General features: G+C 44.3%; 12 protein-coding genes and 2 pseudogenes. 1 reads left to right on the top strand and 13 read right to left on the bottom strand.

Annotated features, from left to right (window positions below; translation table 11 throughout):
- Positions 1 to 542 precede the first annotated feature (542 nt).
- From H8S54_RS03170 to H8S54_RS18760, 5 genes and pseudogenes are all read right to left on the bottom strand, one after another.
- On the bottom strand, positions 543 to 3,905 hold the full coding sequence (locus tag H8S54_RS03170) for a bifunctional diguanylate cyclase/phosphodiesterase (protein WP_117849403.1): 3,363 nt from the start codon (positions 3,903 to 3,905) through the stop codon (positions 543 to 545).
- Positions 3,906 to 4,071: 166 nt separating this feature from the next.
- The gene (locus tag H8S54_RS03175) at positions 4,072 to 5,115 is read right to left on the bottom strand and encodes an alpha/beta hydrolase (protein WP_186900894.1); all 1,044 of its coding nucleotides are present in this window, start codon (positions 5,113 to 5,115) and stop codon (positions 4,072 to 4,074) included.
- 68 nt (positions 5,116 to 5,183) lie between these two features.
- Positions 5,184 to 7,661, bottom strand: coding sequence for a glycoside hydrolase family 2 TIM barrel-domain containing protein (locus tag H8S54_RS03180; RefSeq protein ID WP_186900895.1), 2,478 nt, complete (start codon positions 7,659 to 7,661; stop codon positions 5,184 to 5,186).
- A 366-nt stretch (positions 7,662 to 8,027) separates the two neighbouring features.
- Positions 8,028 to 8,717, bottom strand: a complete 690-nt coding sequence (locus tag H8S54_RS03185) for a hypothetical protein (protein WP_186900896.1) — start codon at positions 8,715 to 8,717, stop codon at positions 8,028 to 8,030.
- 275 nt (positions 8,718 to 8,992) lie between these two features.
- Positions 8,993 to 9,145 (bottom strand): annotated as a pseudogene (locus tag H8S54_RS18760) (DUF6783 domain-containing protein).
- Between H8S54_RS18760 and H8S54_RS18765 the strand changes: the two are divergent.
- Positions 9,083 to 9,268 (top strand): annotated as a pseudogene (locus H8S54_RS18765) (DUF6783 domain-containing protein); the annotation flags it as partial. The pseudogenes H8S54_RS18760 and H8S54_RS18765 overlap by 63 nt on opposite strands.
- 297 nt (positions 9,269 to 9,565) lie before the next feature.
- Here H8S54_RS18765 and H8S54_RS03190 read toward each other — a convergent pair.
- From H8S54_RS03190 to H8S54_RS03225, 8 genes are all read right to left on the bottom strand, one after another.
- On the bottom strand, positions 9,566 to 11,095 hold the full coding sequence (locus tag H8S54_RS03190; protein ID WP_186900897.1) for a DUF1593 domain-containing protein: 1,530 nt from the start codon (positions 11,093 to 11,095) through the stop codon (positions 9,566 to 9,568).
- Positions 11,096 to 11,236: 141 nt separating this feature from the next.
- Positions 11,237 to 12,757: an ABC transporter substrate-binding protein gene (locus tag H8S54_RS03195; RefSeq protein ID WP_186900898.1), complete on the bottom strand. Its 1,521-nt coding sequence runs from the start codon at positions 12,755 to 12,757 to the stop codon at positions 11,237 to 11,239.
- Positions 12,754 to 13,545, bottom strand: coding sequence for a response regulator transcription factor (locus H8S54_RS03200; protein ID WP_186900899.1), 792 nt, complete (start codon positions 13,543 to 13,545; stop codon positions 12,754 to 12,756). Before H8S54_RS03200 ends, H8S54_RS03195 begins: the two co-directional genes overlap by 4 nt.
- 71 nt (positions 13,546 to 13,616) lie before the next feature.
- The gene (locus tag H8S54_RS03205) at positions 13,617 to 15,317 is read right to left on the bottom strand and encodes a sensor histidine kinase (RefSeq protein WP_186900900.1); all 1,701 of its coding nucleotides are present in this window, start codon (positions 15,315 to 15,317) and stop codon (positions 13,617 to 13,619) included.
- Between the two features lie 99 nt (positions 15,318 to 15,416).
- Positions 15,417 to 17,027, bottom strand: coding sequence for a DUF1593 domain-containing protein (locus tag H8S54_RS03210; RefSeq protein ID WP_186900901.1), 1,611 nt, complete (start codon positions 17,025 to 17,027; stop codon positions 15,417 to 15,419).
- A gap of 235 nt (positions 17,028 to 17,262) precedes the next feature.
- Positions 17,263 to 19,293 (bottom strand): alpha-L-rhamnosidase-related protein, encoded by a 2,031-nt coding sequence (locus H8S54_RS03215; protein ID WP_186900902.1) that lies wholly within the window; start codon positions 19,291 to 19,293, stop codon positions 17,263 to 17,265.
- A 156-nt stretch (positions 19,294 to 19,449) separates the two neighbouring features.
- Positions 19,450 to 20,508 (bottom strand): alpha/beta hydrolase, encoded by a 1,059-nt coding sequence (locus H8S54_RS03220; protein WP_186900903.1) that lies wholly within the window; start codon positions 20,506 to 20,508, stop codon positions 19,450 to 19,452.
- Between the two features lie 62 nt (positions 20,509 to 20,570).
- A complete protein-coding gene (locus H8S54_RS03225; RefSeq protein WP_186900904.1) occupies positions 20,571 to 23,606 on the bottom strand; it encodes a beta-glucosidase in 3,036 nt (1,011 codons plus the stop codon).
- Between the last annotated feature and the right edge of the window lie 134 nt (positions 23,607 to 23,740).

Here is a 23,740-nt window from a genome sequence, read left to right on the forward strand (position 1 = left end):
AATCTTTCTATTATGCATTCATGCTCTTTCGCCTTTTTGTCATAGCTTACCCCAACAAGCAATATATTTCCTGCATTTCTTCGATACTTCTCCCCAGTCAGAAGTAGAAACCGTATTCACATACTCTGCACGGATTTCATTATTGGGAATCTTTACTGTTTTATTTTCGTTGTCGTGTGCTGGACTGAATTGGTATATTTCAGCAAACCTGTCTTATCTACATAAATATCCGATGCCAGCACTTCCTGAAATTTATAATTCCCAGGATTCAGATAAGTTCCCAAATTTACACCTCATTTCTCCCAGCTACAAGCCTTACTTTTCAAATATACTTATTTTCATTATAGGAGAAATACTTTCCACCGTCAATTTGCAAAATGAAAAAGGATCTCTAAATCATTTTCTCCAAAATCTTATCTGACTTATTCAACGTCAAAAACATAATTCCGGTGCCCGCTGCCCAATGGGTAATATCAAAATCATGCCATAAGAATAATCCGTCCCGGTTAAGTGCCCAGAACGGATTATCATTTAACATTATTTTATTTCTCTACAAACTTCTCCACGAACTCCTCATACGGGCAGGGTCTTCCCCAGAAGAATCCCTGGCTGAAATCCGGCTGGAGGTTCCGAATCTTCGACCACTCTTCTTTATTCTCCACACCCTCAATGCAGAGTTTCAGGTTCAGATTGTGGATCATGCTGCAAAACTGATTCAGAAGATAATATTCTCCCTCATCTGCCACTGCACTGGCTGTAAAGGAACGGTCAATTTTGATGATTGCCGGACCCAGCTCACTAAGGTAATGGAAGTTGGAATATCCGGTTCCAAAATCATCCAGTGCCAGCTTGATCTTCATTCGCTGCAGCTCTGTAAGGAAATGTCTCTCATTTATATTTTGCTCTAAAAGATCACTTTCTGTCAGCTCAATAATAAGCGCATCCGCCGGAAGCTTGGCTTTCTCCATAGCTGCGATCACATCCAAAATTACATCTGACTTGGCAGCCTGTACCTGTGAAATATTAATGCTGACCAGAAACTCCGGAAGCACTTCCCGGATCTGGCTGCATTTTCCCATTGCCTCACCCATCATCCAGCGTCCGGCAGGAATAATCAGTCCCGTCTCTTCCAAAATCGGAATAAATTCAGCAGGCGATACCATTCCGAACTTCTCTGAGATAAAACGCATCAGCGCTTCCGCGCCATAAAGCTTTCCGGTTTCTGACCGAAATACCGGCTGATAAAATGCGGTAAATCCCTTAAAGTCATTTATCACTGCATTTCTCAGTTCCTGTTTCAGCTCGCTTCTTCGCAGGAACTGCCGATATTCTTTTTCTTCAAATACATAACAGCGGTTTCTTCCAAGCTTCTTGGCTTCATTCAGGGAAAAATCCGTCAGCTTCATAGCTGCGGAATACCCCATCTCTTCTATGGCATGCAGCGGCAGGATTCCTCCTGAAATTGTAAACATCACAGTATATTCGTTATCTCTGATGAACTGATCCACAGATTCTCTCACTTTATCGTAAAGCTTCTTTACCTCCTTTACGCTCCTGGAAGAAAGATCCAGAATCATAAATTCATCGGAAAATAATCTGTATACCGTCTGATTTTCTGACATGCAGCCGGAAATGCAGACTGCTGTCTCACGCAGTACCTGATCTCCGTATTCCCATCCCAGATTCTCATTAATTTCTTTAAAATGGTCCAAGCCAAGGCGGATCAGATATCCGTTTTCAAAAGGCGGCTTCAGCTTTTTCAGATATTCTCTCAGTCCGGTTTCTCCCAATAATCCGCTGACATTATCCGCTTTCTGCCGTGCTCCGATCTCGTTGATGCAGCCTACCATGTACAGCGGCTTCATGTTTTCATCCCGCACAACATAGCCCCTGCAGTTAATCCAGATGGGTTCTCTTTTGGGATCCAGCCAGCGGTATTCCATATTGTGAATACTGCGGTCTGTACTCAGCAGATCTTTAAATTCTGCTTTCAAAAGAGGATAATCCGGTCCATATACAAACTCTCTGTGACACTCCATCACATCATGAAAAGCATTTTTCGGAATGCAGAACCGTTCCATTGCCTGAGGTGCAATATAGTAAAAATCCGTTCTGAAATCTATCAGATAAAGGTAATTGTCTGTACTCGGGCTGAGCAGGTCGATTACTTTGCAAAACTCCTCCGGTGTAATATCCTGGTACTCTTTTTCCTGGAAAATATCCTCTGCATTTTCCTGCGCCAGCATTTTTTCCATGTCGGCTGCTGCGGTGTCCATGCATGCACGGTTCAGCTTTTTCCTGCGCTTACGGCGGTAAAGCATGATATCGCTTCGTTTCGCAATATCCTTAAAAGCACGGTCTTCATCAGGCAGATAATAAGCATATCCGACGGATACACTTAATGGATAGGAGACCTTTTTGGCTGCTTCTTCAAGCAATATGTCCAGGCGTTTTATACGATCAGCGATCAGGTCTTTCTCATCATTGTGATACACATATGCGAATTCATCCCCGCCAATTCGGAAACAGTTCTGTGCCTCTTTAAAAACCTGGCGGATGCAGTTGTAGCACAGCTTAAGGGCTTCGTCACCTTTCTCATGTCCGAAATTATCGTTGATCACCTTCAGATTATCCAGGTCAAACAGCACAACGCCTGTTTTCTGCAGCTGCGATGCCTGTTCATCCAGCTGCCTGATGGTGTGCTCGTAAGCATTTCGGTTCATGGCTTCTGTAAGCATATCTGTGTTGGCAACCTTCAGCAGATACAAAACCTTCTGCTTCTCAACATACTGGTCATAAAAGCGGGACACCTGTATCCAGATCAGGGCAATAATAAATCCCATTGTTCCAAGAGGAAGGAATATGGATGTAGTCTTAAAATGTCTTGCATAGTATAAAATAAGCTCCGCAACGCCAAATCCCAGCACAATATATAAGGGATAGGTGAACTCCCTTGCAGACTCATTTTCTTCTACCCTTGCCTCATAATGAATAAGCACAAATGTATAAATAACGTTGCATATCATGAGAACATGGGTTACCGGGAGCAGCTGGAACATGTCCACGATTCCGGCACACTGAAGGATCACAGATACCGTCATATCCACCAGATAAAGCACCGGAAAATACAATGCGCCCTTACGGTATTTGCAGCTGCAGATATCGTAAACAAGGAAGTTAAAGGGAATCGGGAAAAGATAAAAGGTAAACAGATCCACATAGTATAAGGTTCTTCCATCCGGAATCAGAAACTGAAGAAATCCGCACTGCTGCAAGGACCACAAGGCAATCAATACAGAAAAGATTCCCAGGTTCAGGAAGATCTCATTTTTCCCTTCTACTTTGGTTTTTCTTTTGCTTTTTATTGCAAAAAAATAGAGCAGCAGACTTACCAGTCCTGTGAATAAAATACCGCAGCTGATAATAAATATGCCCAGGCTGTCGCTGAGGATCCTTAAGATGCAGTCTCCTCTGGTTCCCAGGTAAAGGCTGATGTTGTTTCCATAATATCCGGAATATGCAGGGAGTATACGGATTTCCAGTTCTTTCCCGGCACTGTTCTTGGGAATGTCTGCAATATGCCAGCAGGAACCTGGAGATTTCATGAATTTCGGAGCGTTTTCCTCATGTCCATACTGATAAATTTCTTCTCCGTCCAGCAGAATCTGCACGGACGTATGGGTGGTCTTGAACAAAAGCGACCTCGGAATGTCAAATTCCTCTGGCAGAACCAGATTCTTGGTCTTGATTTCTCCTGCCGTATCAGCCTCCGTTTCAAGCCTTACTGTATTATTAAAGGACACCCGCTCCCCACCCATGCTGCGGTTAAAAATCCAGCCAGTAAACCCAACCGCAAACAATCCAAAGACAATCAGAGCAATCCATAGTTTCTTTTCGATTCTCATAGCTCTCCTTCGTGTAAATCACACATGTAAACACATTCTGGAACTAGCATAGCAAAGTTAGCAATTTTTTTCAAGTATCGCCAAGGTTTTTCAGGAAGTTTTCAGGATACCGGAAAATAAAAAAATCTGGCATAGAGCATTTCTGCTTTTCTGCCAGATATTTGTTTTATTTTGCTAATTTTGTGTCCAGATATTCTTTTAAGGTTCCAAGATTCTCGTCGCTGTACAGCTGGTCGGCGGCGTGTTTGTAATTGTGGAAAAGCTTGTATTCTACCTTGTCTGCACCGATCTGTTCTGTGAGAAGTTCGTTCAGGCGCTCGGACTGCAGGTAGGGGACGCTTAGGTCTGCATCACCGTGCCAGATCAGCACGCTTGGGCTGTTTTCCGGGGTAAGGTTCTTTTGGATATAGTACAGGGGGCTGTAGGTATCTTTTTCCTCCTGGGTAAGGGTGTTCACATCCTTACGCATCCAATAAGATTCCACATCATTATAGCCAGTATCCTTGATGGCATCGGTAAGCCACAGACCGGATGCCCACTGAACTACTTTCGGGATTTTCAGTTCCTTATAATCTGCTGCCTGGGTTCCGAATTCCATGCAACCGTAGTAGTTCAGGATTACCTGTACTTCACTGGAAACCGGATTATTCTCATCTTCTCCGATGAACGACACACTATTGAATTCTTCGTCATTGGAAGCACCACAGATCACGGACAGATAGCCGCCTGCAGATTCTCCCCAAATAGCAAAACGCTCCGGATCGTATCCATATTTCTCAGCGTTGGCACGGAGGAAACGGATTGCGGATTTCACATCCTCCACCCCTGCCGGGAATGCAGCTTCCTGAGCCAGCCGATAATTGATGGAAGCACATGCATATCCATGATCACGGAAATAGCGGTACATCAGCTGTGCCTGTCTGGACTGGCTGTCATTAAAGACAAAACCGCCGCCATGAACCATTACGATCAGGGGCATTGGTTCATCACTGTCCGGCACATATAGGTCCAGATAGTCATTTTCGGATACTTCGGAATACTGCAGTTTCTCGTAAGATTTTCCGCCATCCCACTGTGTGGATTCATCCAGTTTTACAGATGGAGAATAGACATTATGGAAAACCACACGGACAGCCTCGTGATTGTAACCCAGTATTCCCGCAATAGCTGCAAGGCAAATACCGCCTATAATAAGACCTTTTTTCTTCATTTCATCAACCTCTTTTCTTATTAGAAAACAGGTTTACAAGTCTCTCAACCGTAAACCTGTCATTTCATTTATTCACATGGAATTTCGGCTACATAAGACCGTGTCTCATCTGTCACTGTGACCTTCACAGGGCCGTTTCCGTCTGCCTGTACCACTGCCATGGCCTCACCATAATAAGTTGCCACCGTATCATCTGTATAGTTCCCTTTTACGTACGGTGCCGGACTGCCAAGGCCTTTCAGGATTCCGTTTTCTACTGTCACCTTCAGGTTGTGCTTTTCCATCGGCTTCCAGATACCCTTTGCATCTGTGTACTGCAGCTGGACGAAAGCAAGTCCTTCTGGCTTCACGGATTTCTCTTCCGGTCTTACCTGAAGAATGGTTTCTTTTTCAGCGGTCTGCAGGGAATAGCGGTTGATTTCTTTTCCTTTTTCATCGTAAGAAACAGCCGTAATTTCGCCATCCTCATAGGTTGTGTTAAAGTTGGCGCGGCATTTTTTCACGTTCTTTTTGCCAACACTCTTGCCATTGATAAACAGCTCAACCTGAGCAGCTCTTGCATAAACCTCAACCTTTGCAGGCTCCCCGCTGCAGCCGCCCCATGCCCAGCTCTCCAGTGCTTTGGTCAGCTGCCAGCCAGTGAGACGAAGCTTTTCTTTCTGGTAAACAGGGTCTACTGCGATGAACGGGCCTGTCTCTCTTTCGAAAGCAACTATGGTGTAGGCTGCCTCCGCACGAGGCTTTCCATTCAGGTCGATTCGGCCGTTTCCGCCAGTCATTCTGGTTGACGGATCTTCAAATTTATAGTCGGAATACTCGGCTGCGCCGTCTCCAACTTCACCGATATAATCCCAGCCTGCCCACACGAAATCACCGATGATTCGCTTGTTTTTCTTGGCAATTTCCCAGAAGCTGTATGCATCCTTGCAGAAGGTTTCGCTTCCAAGAATCAGACGATTAGGATACTTCTTAAGGTCATGCTTGTAACGGAAAATACCGTAATTGTAGCCTGCGATATCCATGTTCGCATAGGCATCCCTGGTCTTCAGATCACATGGATAAAGGGTGGCGCCACACTTCATGAAGTAGTCACCTACCAGGCAGGCGAGGGTATTGTAAAACTCACTTCCAACTGGTTTTTTCTTCTTTTCGGGCTTCGCAGCGGCTGCTTTCTTAGCCTGCTCTGCAGCGAACTTTTCTGCGTTCTCAGCGCTTTTTTCTGCCTTATCATCACTGTAAACTCCAAGTCCGATGGAACTTAAGAAGTTGAAGAAAATGTTGATTCCGCAGGTTACCGGGCGAGTGGAATCCAGGCTGTGAAGGTAGTTTGTCATCTCTCCGGTAAGGGCAATTCCTTTCTTCTGGGCGGTCTCTGCTACCTCATTTCCAGTGGAATACATGATAACGCTTGGGTGGTTGAAATCTTTATCCACCATATCCTTTAAATCCTGTTTCCACCAGCCGGCAAGCTGATTTGCGTAATCATATTTTGTTTTGTGGATGTACCAGACATCTACGTATTCGTCCATCATCAGCATTCCCACACGGTCGCAGGCATCCAGAAGTGCCTTAGAACATGGGTAATGTGCGGAGCGGACTGCGTTGTATCCGTTTTCCTTGAAAATACGCATCTTTCGCTCTTCTGCTTCTGGATATGTACATGCGCCAAGCACGCCATTGTCGTGGTGGAAGCATGCTCCGCGAAGGATTACGCGTTTTCCGTTAATGGTCATACCCACCTGCGGATTCCATACCAGTTCACGGATTCCGAAGGTTTCGGTTACTTGATCTTCACCAAATACTGCTTTGCAGGTGTAGAGGTTCGGGTGCTCCGTATCCCAAAGCTTTGCGTTTGGAACATCCAGCAGAAAGACTGCCTGATATTCTTTTGCAGGCTTTTCGCTAGCTGCAGATGCATTTTTTGTTTCATTATTCTGTGCAGCTACTGCTTTACTTTCTCCAATCACAGTCAGGACTCTTTTTCCCTCAAATTCAATTTCAAGAGAAACCTCACCTGGCGCGGAGGTCTTTACTGCAACTTCGATCTGTGCCGGATTATAGCTTAATGTGCGGATTTTTACTCCGTTTACAGGAATGTATTTCTCACCGCCAATATGCAGATATGCAGGACGATAGATACCTGTTCCTGAGTACCAGCGGCTGTTTGGCTGGTCTACATTATGAGCAATTACTTTGACTTCATTCTCTTCTCCGTATTTGAAAAAGCCATCTGTATTTATGTAGAAATTGGTATATCCATATGGACGGCCTGCTACTTTTTTTCCATTTATGTGGACTTCAGCGTTATGGTAAACACCCTCGAATTCAATAAGGACTTTCTGATTCTCATATTCTTTCGGCACGGTAAATTTCTTGGTATACTCGTAATCTCCGCCGATGTACCATCCAATGTTTCCCTCACCGGTACTCTCCTGGGTACGTGGCTCGCTGAGCATGGCATCATGCGGTAAGGTAACCGGATAAGCTGCCTCATCGCGGGTAAGGCACTTGCACATCCATCCTTTATTAAAATCAATTCTCTGCATACAGTAAACTGCTCCTTTCTTTTTCGTCAGACTTCTCTATCCTTTTCCAGCTTCCTCGCCAAGCGGACATATCTGCTTACGCAGACACCACTAAATCTGAAAGCCGATTTACTCCATTCTTAATCTGACTACAGTGTACCGTATTTCCACGCCCCTGTGGCATGAAAAACGCGAACAGTACTTTTTTATACGCTAACTACCGACAGGAAATTTAGATTCAAAATTCATTTATCTATTTTGTACAAATTAGGTATCCTGTTTTTGTGCAAAACAATGAGGATGAAGATTTTCTCCATCCTCAGCATTAATATTCTTTTTAAATATGCCCAAAGCGGAAAACAGAATTAATTCTACACACTCTGCACTCTATTTTTCTGTAGCTGGCGTCAATCCCGCACACCATCTTTTCACTGTTTTCAACGGTATTTCTAATACATCTGCTATCTCAGTCTGCGGATAGCCTTTTGAAAACATCCGAAATACTTGTCTGCGACTCTTTTCATTCTCCCTTTTTCTCATCTCTTTCTTCATTTCTTTTCTCGTTGCTTCTCTCGCCTCATCCGCATACATCTGCATTGCTCCGTCCCATGCCTTACACACGTCTCTCACCTCCACGACATCATCATCTACTATGGTATACTGTTCCAGCAATATTGCCAGGAACCATCTGGTTTCCAGGCTTAGCTTTTGTATTTCGTTTTTGTTATCTTCTATGTATTTTTTCAGTTCTTCTTTCTTACGGCTGTGGCTCATCAGGGAAAAAATATCCCGCCATTCGGTGTGAAACAATTGGGGATTTTGCTCATGGATATCTGCCATGCAAATATCATATTCTGGAAGAAGGCTGGAAAACTCACCTACTTCTTCTGGTATCTCCATCATCTCCTGCAGTTTTTTCTTACTTTGCCACCGCTCTTCTCCCAGATAAAGAACCTGGTGGAAAACCGGCACTAATGGACGTCTTTTTCTGTGTTTTCCTCTTTTCCTGTTTCTCTTCCGGGATTTCAGCTGATCGGTATATTCTACACCGTCATATGTAAAACATCTTACTGGCATTTCATAGTTCGCCCTGCTTTCGGCTTCACAGGCCAGAAGCACTCTGCATCCTGGCTTATCATGCAAGCGGAGAAAGTCCCGTTCCCTTTCCAGATATATAAATTTTACGCCGTTTTCGTCCGAACTCTTTATCTTATGTGTATTGCTGCCAATAGTCTGCAATTGGCATGAAACCCTTTTTTTCCTTTGTACTTCTTTCAAATAAGACGCTTTTATAATCTGCTTTCCTGCAAATAAAGTGCCATTTACAAGATCCGCAAAGCGCTCATTATCCCTTAAATACTCCTGTAGTCCCTAGAGCCTGTTTGAAAAATCATTCCTGCAATCTGCACGCCCCACTTTGCGGTATATTTTGCCCGAATTCAGTTGCCGTAGCCCGCTACGGCGCCCTCATCCGGACAAAATCTCCCACAAATTGTGACGCACATCTTGCAGAAAGCCTTTTTCAAACACGCTCTAGTCTTTTACACCCAAGCGCACCACCTTCTTTATTTTGCTTATTTCACAGGAATTATTTGCCGAACGGCCTGAATAAAATAGAAAACTCCTGAGATGTAAAATAAGCGTAGCATAAAGTACCGGGAGACGCAAGAACTTTATAAACCTTTAAGAGTTTATATATTAATTGTATCATTTTTATTTTATTTTTGCAATACAAAACACTATTTTCTAACATTCTTTACAGGCCCTTCACAGAAAAAGTCTTGCTGATTACTCGGCACGAAATAAGCAAAAACTTCGGCTTTGCAGAATTTTCTATTTCATAAAAAAATAGCATCAGCCAGCTCCCTAACCAATGCTATTTCTTTATATCCTATTTCTTTATATCCTATTTCTTCATATTCTTTTTATTCCACCGTCACAATCACTCTCTGGTAAGCTACCGGATTGGTTCCGCCGCCGTCTACGCCTTCCATGATGATATGGATGGTGTCGCCGGATTTGGCGTCTGAGGGGATGGTAAAGGTGGCAGTTTCCTGATTATCACCGGAAGTTGTTATTTCGATGGCAGCCGGGTTTCCATCTTCGTCCTCGGCTTCTGCATAGGTATCTCCGTATGGATAATGATACCAGCGGAAGGTGGTGGTATCACCGTCCGGATCCACTGCGGTTCCGTTCAGGGTAATCTCATCTCCCGCTTTCACAGTAAGGTCAATTCCTTCTTCTACAGAAACCTCTGGCAGATGATTGGCATCCTCATACTTGTCGGTCACACACCATTTCGCTCTCATGGCAAAATCACTCTGGATTGCGGCAATCCACTGCGCGATTCCCTTCTCATTCCCCTTGGCAGCCTGGTACAGACGCACATCCGGATTTTCATCATTCTCCTTCAGGGCGTATCTACCGTCCCATCCGCCATAAGACAAATCCTCAAGGCTGCGAAGCCCGTTAGGAATGGTCACAAACCATGCCGGGGAATCTCCCTCAGAAAGGAAATCATACTGCTCGTAAGCATGTCCAACCCAGAGCGTGTCATCTCCAAGAAGTGCCTCATTGGTACCATACTGATCGGTATCTGCTTCTCCTTCCAGATATGTGCCGTCACCCCAGGTCACATATTTGTCCATCAGCGCACCAAGATTCTGCTCAATATTCTCCTTCATCCATGCACTGCTCAGTTTTTCTCTGGACTCATCGGAAAGCTCCTCAAGAGTCGCCCATCTGTAACCATATGCAAGAGTAGAACCAGAAACATCTACCATACGCATAGACGGCCAGTTGGGCTGAATATAGTTCAAATAGCAGTCATCCTGCATTCCCCATGCAAAAAGAATCACTTTTTCACAAATACGATTGTAAAGCTCTTCCCAGCCTTCCTGGTCCTTATACTCTTCCTCAATAGACATCAATGCTCTTGCCACAGTGTTGGCACCGCCACCAACCTCGATATAAAGGGGTCTGTCATCCTCTGCCAGAATCCGCTCTTTCACCAACTCTGATCCTTCTGTCTCCTCGGAAGTATCACTTACGTTTTTAATATTTCCCACTTTTGTGATGGCACGAAGATCATCCGGGGAAGGATAGTCCTCATCATGTATCTTCAGATTGTCATAAACCTCTGCATACGCATCCAGAAATTCATACATCCAGTCAGTTCCCATCCATCTAAGGGATTCTGTAGTATCATCCCCACTGTAATGCAGTTTGGAACTGGTCTGTACGATTCCCTCCAGATCAATGTCGTTAGAATAAAGCAGCGTATGAATTAATGTGTTCATATCGTCCACTTCCCCGTCCTGTGTAACCAGAAGACGAGGCTTTCCCTCTGTTTTCGGAAGTGCCGTAGCAGAATCCGCCGCAAAAACAGACGCAGACAAACTCATAGTTCCAATAATAGTTCCAATCAGTACTGACAGCCATTTTTTCTTATGCATAATATTCTCCTTCTAAAAAAATTTACCCAGTTATCTTCTGCATTTTACCTTTACTTTACCACAACAAACATTTTTATGTTGTCCAATAATGACCAGATTTTTATTCAAAAATGACTTTTACATTTCCCATATGCAATGCCGTCACTCTTTCTCCTGCTCCTTCAGCCACACACCCAGCTGTCGTCTGTTTTCCTCAATAATTTTTTCCATCCCAGCCTCATCCAGTGCCTCCAGAAACTGATTCAGTGTCTTATCCGCATCCTCTGTCATTCCCGTTTCCAGCACCGGACGGTACTCATTCACCACTCTGGAAACCGCATCCACCTCCGCTGCAACCTGATCTGTCTGAAACACATAACCAAGTGTCCTGGACGGTTCGGAATCCTCAGAATAATTTTTCATGAAATCCCGCCAATCTGTGCCGTTTTCTCCAAACTGATACACCTTGTCACTGTCTCCATAACAGGTAAAATAACTGGAATACCCTACACTGCTGTTATCCTTGCCATCTGGATATGCAATAGTCTTTTCCCCTGTTTTTACATAATCTGTTCCCTCCCTGCCATTCTGCAGAAAATTGGCCAGATCACTGTTTGTGTAAATCAGATTCAGCAATTCCATAGCCTTCTGGGGATTCTTGCAGGAGCTGGTAATTCCCCAGGTAAATTCCTGCACAAGAGAAGTGGTTGTCCGGTTGGGCGTCATTGCTACCAGAACTTCATCGAAATCCAGACTCTTTTTGCTAACCAGATGAAGGGTTCCAGGGGACACGCTTGTCCACTGCAAAAACATTTCCCCTTCATTAAACATAGACTGCGCATCCACGCCGCTGTACAAAGAATCTTCCGGTATATATCCCTCATCCCGCCACAGCTTTATTGTCCGGCAAAAATCACGGTATTCCTCAGAAACATATGCATTCACAATTTCCGTACTATTCAGCGGGTCAAAAATCACACCATAGTTCATATCCCCGCCGAAATCCTCCACGTCAAATAAAGAAGTAAAGGCAGACGAATCCACATTTCCTGCATTGCCGAAAGAAATCAGATAAACGCCCGTGTTCTTTTCCTTTAGCTGCTTCCCGATTTCTGTAAGATTCTGCAATTCCAATTGTTCTGGAACCTCTATATGATATTTCTCCGCAAGATCCTTGTTATAACCAATTCCAGATGCCCTGCCCGGATTCAGATTTGCACACACAGCATACACTTTGCCATTTAAAGAAGTAACCTTCAGAAGCTCTCCTTCTTTTTCCTGAAGATCTTTGCCGTATTTATCCAGAAGATCATTTAACTCTATCAAAGTGCCGTCTGCTGCCAGATCAGACAGTGATGTGGTAGTTCCTGTATTCACCAGATCCAGCTGCTGAATCCCCATCTTGGCTTTCTTCAACATATTGGCATGATCTCCGATGAAGCAGTTTACGATTTTCACTTTACAGGAAATTGCCGGAACTGTAATTTCGTTGATCAGTTCTTCTACTGCCTCTGTGTCCGGATATTTCGCGCCCAGCGTCAGATTTTCGATGGCAATCTCACAAACTTCATCTGCTTCCCCATTTTCCAGCGGGGAAATCGTTTCTATGTCCTGGCAGCCCCAAAGCACTGCCGCACTCAAAAGTGCCAGCCCGGCACCCGCCAGTATTTTTCCTTTTCTCATAGATCTGATGCCTTTCTGAATTCCCTGGGCGTCATGCTAAAAGTTTTCTTAAACAATTTTATAAAATACCCGGAACTTGCATATCCCAGTTTTTCTGAAACGATTTCATTGTTCCAGTCTGTGTTTCGAAGCAGTTCTTTTGCTTTTTCCATGCGGCAGTTTGTAACATATTCCAGCACAGAAATCCCGGTTCTTTTCTTAAACAGCCGCATCATATACTGGGCATTCAGCGCTGCATAATCCGCAATTTCCGTGACAGTCAAAGTCTCAGAAAAATGTTCCTGGATATAGGGAATCACTTTCCCGTCAATAATATTCTGCTGCCCTTCTGAAAACGAAGTTTTCATTGCATCTGGAAAAAGCTTTTTCTCTTTTTCGTCCTTCTGGAATTTTTTCTGTATTTTTTCAACAGCTTTTTCCAGAACTGCTGTCATTTCATCTGTATCAATAGGCTTGATCAGATAATCGCTGCACCCAATCTGCATGGCTTTCCGCATAAATTTATAATCCGGATAACAGGTGAGAATAATACATTCTATATTTTCGTCATTCAGATCTGCTTTTTCCCTTACGCTTGAAATAAATTCAAGACCGCTTTCCCCAGGCATTTCAATGTCGCAGAGAATCAAGGAAATCATTTCCTCTTTCATGATTTCCCGGGCCTGAACCGCGTTGTACGCTCCGAAAGTTTCCGCAACGCCAAGGACCTTCCAGTCTATCCCATCCTGAAGTGTTTTCACACACTGTTCTTCATCATCTACAAGCAATGCTTTGATTTCCATTTCCATATTTTTGGTACTCCTCGCTCTCTATATATCACTGCCTCTTTTTGCAATAGCTGCCCAATCATAATTTGATATTATATTTCCTTCTGCTTCTGTAAATCCAGCAGAATATCTACCACTGCACCAGATGGCTCCTGATTATAAATATGGATCACACACTTATCTCCATAAATCAGCTTCAGCCTTGCCACTGAATTTCGGATTCCCACACCCAATTCTTCTGAAACAATTCCCTTCTCAAGAAACTCCTCCACTGCATCCAGGCTGTCATCTGAAAATCCAATGCCGTTATCTTTTACCTGAATCAAAATCTGGAATTCCTCCAGCTGTTTTACATTTACCTCAATCTTCGTCAGCTCCCCTGGCTTCAGGCCATGCTTAATGGCATTCCCCACAAAGCTCTCTATAATAAAAGGCGGAATAGGCACGATTTTCATTGCCGCTTCGCAGTTTACTTCATAGTCGAACCCATTGGGATAGCGCATTTTCTGCAGTCTCAGATAATCCTGAATGTGTTCCAGTTCCTGTCCCAGCTGCACGTATCTGGAATTTACATTTACAACATAGCGGTAATATCCAGAGGTCAGACGAATCAGCTGCTTCGTTGTCTTTACATCATTTTCGCTGTAATTATAAATGGTATTCAGTGTATTCAGAATAAAATGGGGCTGAATCTGACAGCTCAAATACTGTAATTCTGTTTCTTTTCCAGCCAGACGGTCCTCATACATCTGGATCTTCAGGTTTTTGATGTGGTCCATAAGAAAATTAAACTCCTGGATCACAGCATCGAATTCCCGGCTGCAGTTCGACAGCTCCGGGATTCTGTAATCCAGATCCCCCTTCTGGATAATATCCATGCTTTTCTGAAGGTACGCCATAGGGGTCAGGATCCATAAATACAGGCAAATTCCGTACACCGCAAACAGCAGCAGAAAGACCGCTGCAAGGCCGGCAATTTCTCCTCCAACTGCCGGAAGCTGGCTTTCCAACGCCTGTTTTTTGATTTCTTTCACAAGATAAAAATCTGCCAGTTCACTGATGGTTCCAGCATAATACCAGCTGTCTTGTTCCTGGTCTTTATAAAGATTTTCTCCAAAAAACAGCCAGGCTTCTTTCTCCTCATCTGGTACCATCACCTGTCCATTTTCATCGCAGATCAGATATTTTTCTGCGCCTTCTCCATCCTGGAAATCCCCGGCAGTTTGCTGCAGATCTGCTGCAATATTTTCGTAAGAACTCCAGGCACCAATATAATAATTGTTGTAATCCAGCATGAAAAATAAATAAGCTTTTTCGCCGCACCATACGGTACTCCACTGGCTAAACCGGGATATGTGATCTTTGCTTTGCACCTGTTCTTTTACAAAATCTGAGACCTGAATGTCCTTCATATAATTATAAAAAACATCATTTTTCGGATAATATACAAACACATTAAACCCGGAATTCATATCTGTTGTCTGGCTGTTGATTTTTTCCAGAACCCTCTGGTTTGCAAGCCAGAATTCCGAGTCCTTTTCCTTCGCTGATGCAATATACCGGAAATCCCCATCATCCATTACCAGATTAATCAGGCTGTTTCTCAGGAATTTCAGCTGCGTATCAATTCCTGACATTTCAATTTCCACATCAGACTGCAATTGGTTTATTTTTTCATTTCTCGCAGACTCCCTTTCCCGGATTCCTGTAAAAAGAAGCGCTGCGATCACTGGAACCGCAATGCACATAGTTACCAGAAAAAGCCTGACATTCAGAGATATTCGTTCTTTCAATTTTGGAAACTCCTGTAAAAAATAAATTCGTGGTACACTGCCTGTTCACATTGTACCACGAATTTGAGATGTTCAGTTATTCAAATTAAAAATGCTCACTCAGGCAACCGTCACCATAACCTGCGCATATCTTGTCATCACTGCATCCGCATTGTCCTGAACTCTTAAGGTAAGGCAGAAGCAGTCACCGGAAGCTGCGTCCTCCGGGATAGTAAAGGAACCTTCTGCGCTATCTGCTGTCCAGTTATAAATTGTTTCATCTTTTCCACTGTATACACAGCCTGTTGGCTCTGTACTCCAGGTTGCTGTACAATCATCCCCGTCAGGATCACTGACTGCTGCCGCAAAGGAAACAGTCTCTCCCGGTGCCGCGGTAAAATCTTTTTCGTCCATTTCTACAACCGGCGCATGGTTGCAGTTTTCATAGGTATTTACACACCAGTCAGCACGTGCAGCCCATTCAAGCTGGAAATCCAACAGGTATGGATTATATTTCTCAATATTGTTTGTCTCCGGATTTACATACTGTCCGGGAACTACACCGCCGGATAATGTAGACAGGTATCCCGCATCCTCTCCGCTGGCTGTGTAATAGGAATATCTTCCGCCATAGCTTCCGAAGGCACCATTTTCAAAACCACGGAGTCCGCAGGAATACAGACCGATAATGCCAGAGCTGTCGCCCTCCGCAATAAAGTCATAATCGTTATATTCTTTCTCGTAAACGATATTGGTTTCCCCGAACTGATACTTATCTTCTTCATTTTCAAGATGCTGTCCGTCATTAACCAGCTTGTAGACTCCCATCAGAGAACCGTGATCAAACTTGATATTCTCCTTCAGCCAGTCAGCCTGGAATGTGTAAAGTGCATCTGCCTGTCCGTTGATTGCAGTTGAGTATCCGGCATATCCGCAATTGCCAGATGCCATTACAAGATCCGGATATTTGTCTGCAATATAGTCTGTGAATGTAAAGTCCTGTCCGTTTCCGCTTATAAGAACCTTGTCACATACCTTCTGATAAATTTCATCCCACTGGTCTGTTTCTGAATATTCATCATAGATAGAAAGCAGTGCTCTTGCCACGGTGTTAAAGCCGCCCCAGGAAAGAATGTAAAGGCTTCTTTCATCATTATCCAGAATTGCCTCTTTGATCAGATCAGAGCCTTCTGTATCTTCCCTCACATCTCCCTCAAACTGCACATTTCCGATTTTGGTAATGCTGGTCAGATATTCCGGGGTAGGATAACCTTCCGCATTCTGAGACAGATATTCATAGGCTTCTGCATATTCATTGTTCCAGAGATTGGAAAGCCAGTCAAGCGGCTGCGCACGGAACTCAGTCATATCCAGAGCTCCTTCTTCCCGGTTCTGGATGTGGTCCATTACCTCTCCCTGGGTATGCTCGCCGTCTCCGGTAAAGTGGCAGAAAGATCCGGACACCACGATTCCAGCCAGATCAATTTCATTAAAAAACAGGCTCTGGTGAATAAAGGAATTCATATCATCCACTTCCAGGTCAGAAGTAATGATAACCCTTGGTTTCTCATCCTCTCCCAGACGGATTTTCCTCTCCTGCGGAGTTGTAATGACTTTTCTCTCTGCCAGCTGCTCATCAATAGGCTTTACGATTCTTCCTGCCTGTGCCTGCACACTTGTGCCAACCAGCATAACACCGGTCAAAAACAATGCTATTATCTTTTTCTTCATATTCAATGTCCTCCTTTTACCGCTGCGGTAATCCTGCTGACCAGGAATCTTTCCCTTTGCTGTAAAAAGCATAGCATATGTTTTTTTCTGCATGTTACCCGATTATGACCAATTTATCGCTCGAAACTGACTTTTTCTAAATTCGAAGCGTACTGAGCAAAAAAGCACTGTCATAGAACTTTAACTTCACATGACAATGCTTTTATTCACTCATATCACTAAATATTCTCAAATATTACAGGCTTGTTTCCAGTTTCCTGCACTCCCCATTCACCTTCAGCACACCGCCCTCGGCGTTTGTCTCTACCTTCAGGTCTTTTCCGTCCCAGGTAAGGTGAACCTGGCCGTCTGCTACAGGAAGGGTGCAGTCGAAACTGTCGAAGAATTCAGTGTGAGGCTCCAGCTCGAATGCCTTTCCGCCAACTGCGGTGAACTTCAGGCCCATAAAATATTTCGCCAGAAAATAGATGGGGCTTGCGGCCCAGGCGTGGCAGAGGCTCTTGCCGAAGCGGTCGCCGTACATGTCATACTGCTCTTCCACTGGTGCCTTGGGGTCGAACTCTTCCCAGAAGGTTACCGCGCCGCGTTCCAGCATGCCGCCCCAGTAGCTGCGCATTTTGTTCAGCACGAACTCCAGATTTCCGGTCTGGCAAAGCATATCCAGTTCAAAGAAATTGAAGTACGGTGTGGTAATCGCCGGAATGGCATCATTCTTAATTACATTCTCCAGAATTTTCTCCTGCTCTTCTGCTGTTGCAATATGGAACAGAATTGCAAAAATATTGGCATGGCGAGTCACATTTCTCTTGCCGGATTCAAAGGAATCAATAAATGCGCCCTTCTCCTGATCCCAGTAGAATTTACGGATCTGGCTGATCAGCTTCTCATACTTCTCAGTGTATTCCGGATTTTTCTCCCCAAGGGCATCACTTACCTTCGCCATTGCCTGCCAGCATGCAGCAAACAGCATCTGCTCTGCGCAAAGGGCGCCTGTCTTGTCCATGTCTGCCCAGTCAATGTAGATCCAGTCATTCTCTCTTCCCACAAGGAAGCCGTTCTCATCCAGCTGTTCCTCACAGAACTCCATAAGAGAGCACATTTTCGGGTAAACCTGACGCACGAATTCCAGATCTCCGTACACTTCATAATGATAGAGCACGCCCAGAATCCAGAACAGGGAATAATCCATAATGGTATTGATATGTCTGGTCATCGGATCATTTCCGCGCAGCGCCAGAAGAGTTCTCTGATCAATATCCGGATCTGCCAGCAGATACTGGTTTACGAAAAAGCTCTGGTAAGCATCACCGGACCAGATCCATTTGTCACGCTTCACGCCATCCAGGAAAAAGATTCCGCTGCAAAGCCGGAAGGTATGCTCTGCCACATCCCAGATTTTGTTCAGCTTCTCATCATTGCTCTTAAAGGAAGCACGCTTCGGAAAATCCACATACTGATAGAATGCGGTAATCTCCACATCCTCAGCCTTGCAGTCCGGAATAAACGCGAAACGTACTGCACAGCACGGGCATCTCTTTGTCACCGGATCCGGCTGCCAGCTGTAATAGCAATGCTCCAGATCAAGAGCCTCATCCTCAGACTCTCCGCAATAAACTTCTAAGCCGCACTCTGCATTTCCCGCATCATTCTTTCCTGCGTTATTCTCTTCTGCAGTAATGCATCTTTCCTGATTATCTCCAGTCTCTTTTCGTTTGTCATTCACATAAACAGCCGCAGTCAGTTCTGTCTCAAACTCCGCCAGCACGCCGCCGTTTACCTCTGTAATCTTCACCGGCCTGCACTCTTTCTCTGTATACTCCCAAACAGTGGGATTCTGCTCCGGCTTGGTGAAATACTTGCATACGCCAACCGGAACTGCAGGCTGGGAATAATCCTCGGCTGTCCAGGTCTTATCAGAATGAATCACTTCGCCCTGCACATAAGCGCATGGAAAAGCCTCTACACAGCCTGCGTGAATGGAAATTCTCACCTTTCCAGGTCCTGCTGTGATTTTCTTTCCAAATGGATATTTCTTCTCCCCATTTTCCCAGGTTACCAGCACATGGCCCACTGCATTGGAAAATACGGTAAAGCTAGTCTCCTGCTCCAGTTCATAAACGCGGCGAAGAGCCACACGGTTGCGGAAGCCCTCGCTCTTCCAGAATGCCGGCCAGCCAAAGCCTCTCTCCACACGACTGAAATTCTGCTTCATAGCGTGATATAATTCAAAGTCTCCCGGATACCAGATCCAAAATGTGTTTTCCATTTTCATTTCCTCCAGATTTATTTGATCGTTAAATTACTTTCTGCAAATTTATATCTTCTTACATTGTAAAATGAAACCTGGAAAAAAGCTACAGCATCCCACGCTCAAAACCCTACAGATTACGTTCAGGCGGTATCCGATTCTGAATTTCCAATTCTATTTCTTAAAGAAAAAAAGCAAAGAATTATACAAATCTGCAATCCAGCAGTTATAGGCATGACCGCCTCCGTCAAACACCACCCACGCCACATTTTTATCCAGGGAAAAACGATCCGGCATTTTTTCCAGAACTTCATTCAGAAATTCTTCGTGATTTTCCAGGGAAAAATCCTCTGTTCCGTTTCCATTGTACCAATACTTAAAATCACAATTCCTGTATTCCTCTGACTCCAGAATCTCCTTAAACGCTTCCACATCTGCCCATGCGCCGGAGTAAGAGCCAATATAAGCAAACAGATCTGCACAGTGCATCATTCCGGAATTCACTGTTGTCTTTGATCCCCTTGATAGTCCTGCGAATCCTCGGTGATCTCTTGTCTTTTGAAGCTTCGCCTCGCTTACATCTTTTTCTGCATAAGTGGAATAGGTGGACTCAATCAGGGGTATAATATCGTTTCTCAATTCCTTCCAGAAATACATAGGCCACTGGTCCGCATAAGGATCCTTCTCATTATTAAACAGTTCCATTGGATCCATTTTCCGATACCCCATCTCTTCTGTTGGAGAATAGTAAGTTGGGGAAACCACAATCACAGGTTCACACTCTCCTGCTTCTATCATATTGTCCAGCACATTGCAGGCCACTTTTCCGGTGGAACTATTCCCGATCCAGTAATCCTCGAAGCCTCCGGTTCCATGAAGCAAATAAAGTATGTCATATTCCTGATTTTCATCATATCCGTATGGAAGATATACATTCACAGATTTCTCAAGCATAATGTTGCTTTCTCCTGTGACCGCCTCCAGAGCATAGGAATGACAGGTATATGTCAATGTTTCGACAGTCCCCCGTTCCTTACATTCTTCCGCATATGAAGGATCAAGCGGAAGGCTTGTGACAAAACCTTCTGTACCTGGATTTACAGTGCTTTCTTCTGCACAGTCCTGCTCCCATGCATTGATTTCCTCTACAGTATCCTGTGCCAGGACGGTGCTTTCCCCTGCAAAAAGAAGCAGAAAAAACAGAGAATATCTCAATAGTTTCTTTGTCTTCATATGTCTCCTTTCCAAAAGAGGCCAGCGCATTATCTGCGCCAGCCTCTCATTATAAACCAATCTTATTTCGCAGCGTTTTCGGCTTCTGCTGCTTTCATTTTCTTTCTCTTAAGAAGTGCACGTACCAGTACAAGAATTGCAATCACGCCGATTACAACACCAGCTGTTACATTGACTTTCATGAAGAGCTTATCCATATTGGATTTTCCGCCAACCGGATTCTCATCTCCTGCATATGCACCACTGTTTACAATTGTATACATGATGTTTTTGCATGCGTTGCGCATTGCCAGTGTTCCTGTTGCGCTCTGATTCGGGAACTGATTGGATGCTGCATTACCATATCCAAGCATCAGGTCATTTCCGTTTCTTACGCAGTTCTCGGAAATCATGTAGCCATAGGATCCGTCATAGTCTGTGATTGCCATGCCGCGGAAGCCCCACTCATCGCGAAGAACGGTCTGAAGCAGGTCAGAGTTTGCACAAGCCGGAACGCTTCCAAGCCAGTTATAAGATGTCATCACAGCCATAGAGCCGCCCTCTAAGCCTTTAATACAAATCTCAAACGGTTTCAGGTAGATTTCTCTCATTGCCTGCTCAGAAACAAAGGTAAGCAGGAAGGATTCACGGTTTGTCTCCTGATCGTTTACTGCGAAGTGCTTAACATATGGGTACACACCCTTGCTTACTGCACCATTTACCTGGTTCATAGCCAGATATCCGGCAAGTACGCCATCCTCAGAATAATACTCAAAGTTACGTCCTGCAAATGCGGAACGATGTGTGTTCATAGCAGGTCCGTACCATCCATAGTTCTTAACATCTGAGAACTCCTGACCCATAGATTCTCCAACCTCACGGGCAAGCTCTTTGTTCCAGGTCTGTGCAAGCAGTACCTCTGTCGGGTAAGAAGTACCATATGTCTTAGTTACAAAGTTGTTCAGACCGGCAGGTCCGTCACAATCAGATGTTGCGATCTTACCAACAGATGTAACCTCTGCTGTCTGCCATCCACCAACGTTGATCATGGTAGCCATATCTTCGTAAGTAAGCTGATCGAGAAGCTCATCCCATTTTGCGTCATCATAATCCACGCCTCTCAGATCAAAGAGGGTAAGACCATTGTCAGCGCCCAGAGTCGGCATCTTATCATCTGCGTTGTCGTATTTGGTGCTGTCATAAATACCAAATGTGTTTGCTTCTACTTCTGCACGAAGCTCATCAGACATCTGTGCTGCTTCTGCTGTAGGTGCTGCCCAGGAAGCTCCGGCATTCTTGAAGCCGTCTGCTCTGGAAAGCTGGATGAAGTCACCCTGTGTATAATCTTCAAATACGTTTACCGGAGCAGTCTTATCTGTAGAACGTCCCTCTGTGCTGTAATCGATGTCCTCATCTACGGTAAAGGTTTCTTCTGCAATTACAGTGTGGGAATCAGAACGAACAGAAATTGTGTATTCGCCTGCCTCCAGGATATATCCGCCGCCAGCTACCTTGATCTCATCAGAATCATAGGAAGCCATATCCTCTTTTGCAATCTCGAAGGAAAGTGTCTGGGATTTTCCCGGCTCCAGTGTTTCTGTTTTCTCAAACTGAACAAGGTTTACAGATGCTTTTTCAATACCGCCGTTTGTGTAAGGAGGAGTATAGTAAACTTCTACTACATCTTTTCCGGCAACATCACCTGTATTGGTTACTTCAACATCAAAGGAAACGGTATCCCCATTGTCCTTGAAGTTTGTCATTGTCTTATCAAAGGTTGTGTAGCTTAAACCATATCCAAACGGATACTGCACGCTGCTTTCGTAGTCGATCAGACCTTCGTCAGCAGCTGTTTCATAGAATTTATAACCAACATAAATTCCCTCTACATAATTTACGAAAGAAACATTTCCCTTGTAGGAAGAGTCTGCTGCAAGTGCCTGTGCTTTCAGATCATCTACGTTTGTATATGGGAAGTTTCCAATATTGTTAATGTAGTGTGCGGAAAGCAGATTCTTAACATAAGTGTCTGCTGTTTTTCCGGATGGGTTTACAGTACCGTTCAGGATCTCACCAAGTGCTGTGAAACCAGTCTCGCCAGCTCCAGGAGCAAGGATAACGGATTTGATCTGCTCATAGTTATCAACCCAGCCAAGCTCCATTGTATTGTTTGCATTGATTACAACGATTACATTGTCAAATTCGGAGCAAACCTTTTCAATCAGCTGTTCTTCTGTTACAGAAGGCTCCAGATAAGACTCACCCTCTTCGAAATCATCATAAGAACCGTTGTTTGTATAGGTTGCATTCATGTAACGCCAGTTTGCAGGCGCATTGGAGGTTGTAAGTCCCTGATTGTAAGTACCGTTGATAACAGCGCTCATGTTGGTAGGAAGGTCTGCACCCTCACCGCCAGGACGTCCAAGTACAACCATTGCGGTATCAGAGAAGTCTTTTGCTTCGTTCATGATATCGTCTGTGTAATGCTTCATGTTTGGCTCCGGCAGTGACCAGTCCTGAGCGGACATGGAAATAGTCGGACGCTCTGCACAGTATTCTGTGTACATATTGGAAAGTGTTTCATTTGTTTTATAGCCTGCATCCTGAAGAGACTGCAGAATGCTCACGTTTCCATCAGAATGAGATCCGGCAGAACCGGTTCCGCCATAGATCGGGCAGGTGGAATCCCAGCCAAATACATTCAGGTTTGTTACATCAGAAGATAATGGAAGAAGACCATCGTTCTTTACAAGAACCATACCTTCTTCTCCTACTTTTTCAATTGTGTCTTTACTCTGCTGGATTGTCTCCTCAGAGAATTCTGCTTTTGATGCATTCAGGAAACCTGAAACGTTTGCATACATCGGACCATAGCAAATGGAATTCACAATGATCAGGACAGCAGTAAGAAATGCCATGAATGCTTCAAGACGAACTGCACAGCGAAATCCCTTTTTCGCAAAGTGAGCAAGGAACATCACAGCTACCAGTACAACAACTGCGGCAATAATTGCATAAATATAGCCTTCCAGCTGTGTAAGGTAAGAAATGAGGTCCGCTTCACTGACACCGAGATTGTACAGGGTTGGTCCAAGAAGCTTTACTAATAAATCAACCATTTTTCTCCTCCTTCATTTTATCCACGCGGCCGTAAAAATATGGCTCATTGGCGGTTGTTTCTTTTAACTTGAATTTTACCATAAATTCATATTGTATAGGACTTTACTTCACAAATTGTTGTGTTTTTGCATGA

Source organism: Blautia segnis, assembly GCF_014287535.1.
GTDB classification, from domain to species: domain Bacteria; phylum Bacillota; class Clostridia; order Lachnospirales; family Lachnospiraceae; genus Blautia_A; species Blautia_A acetigignens.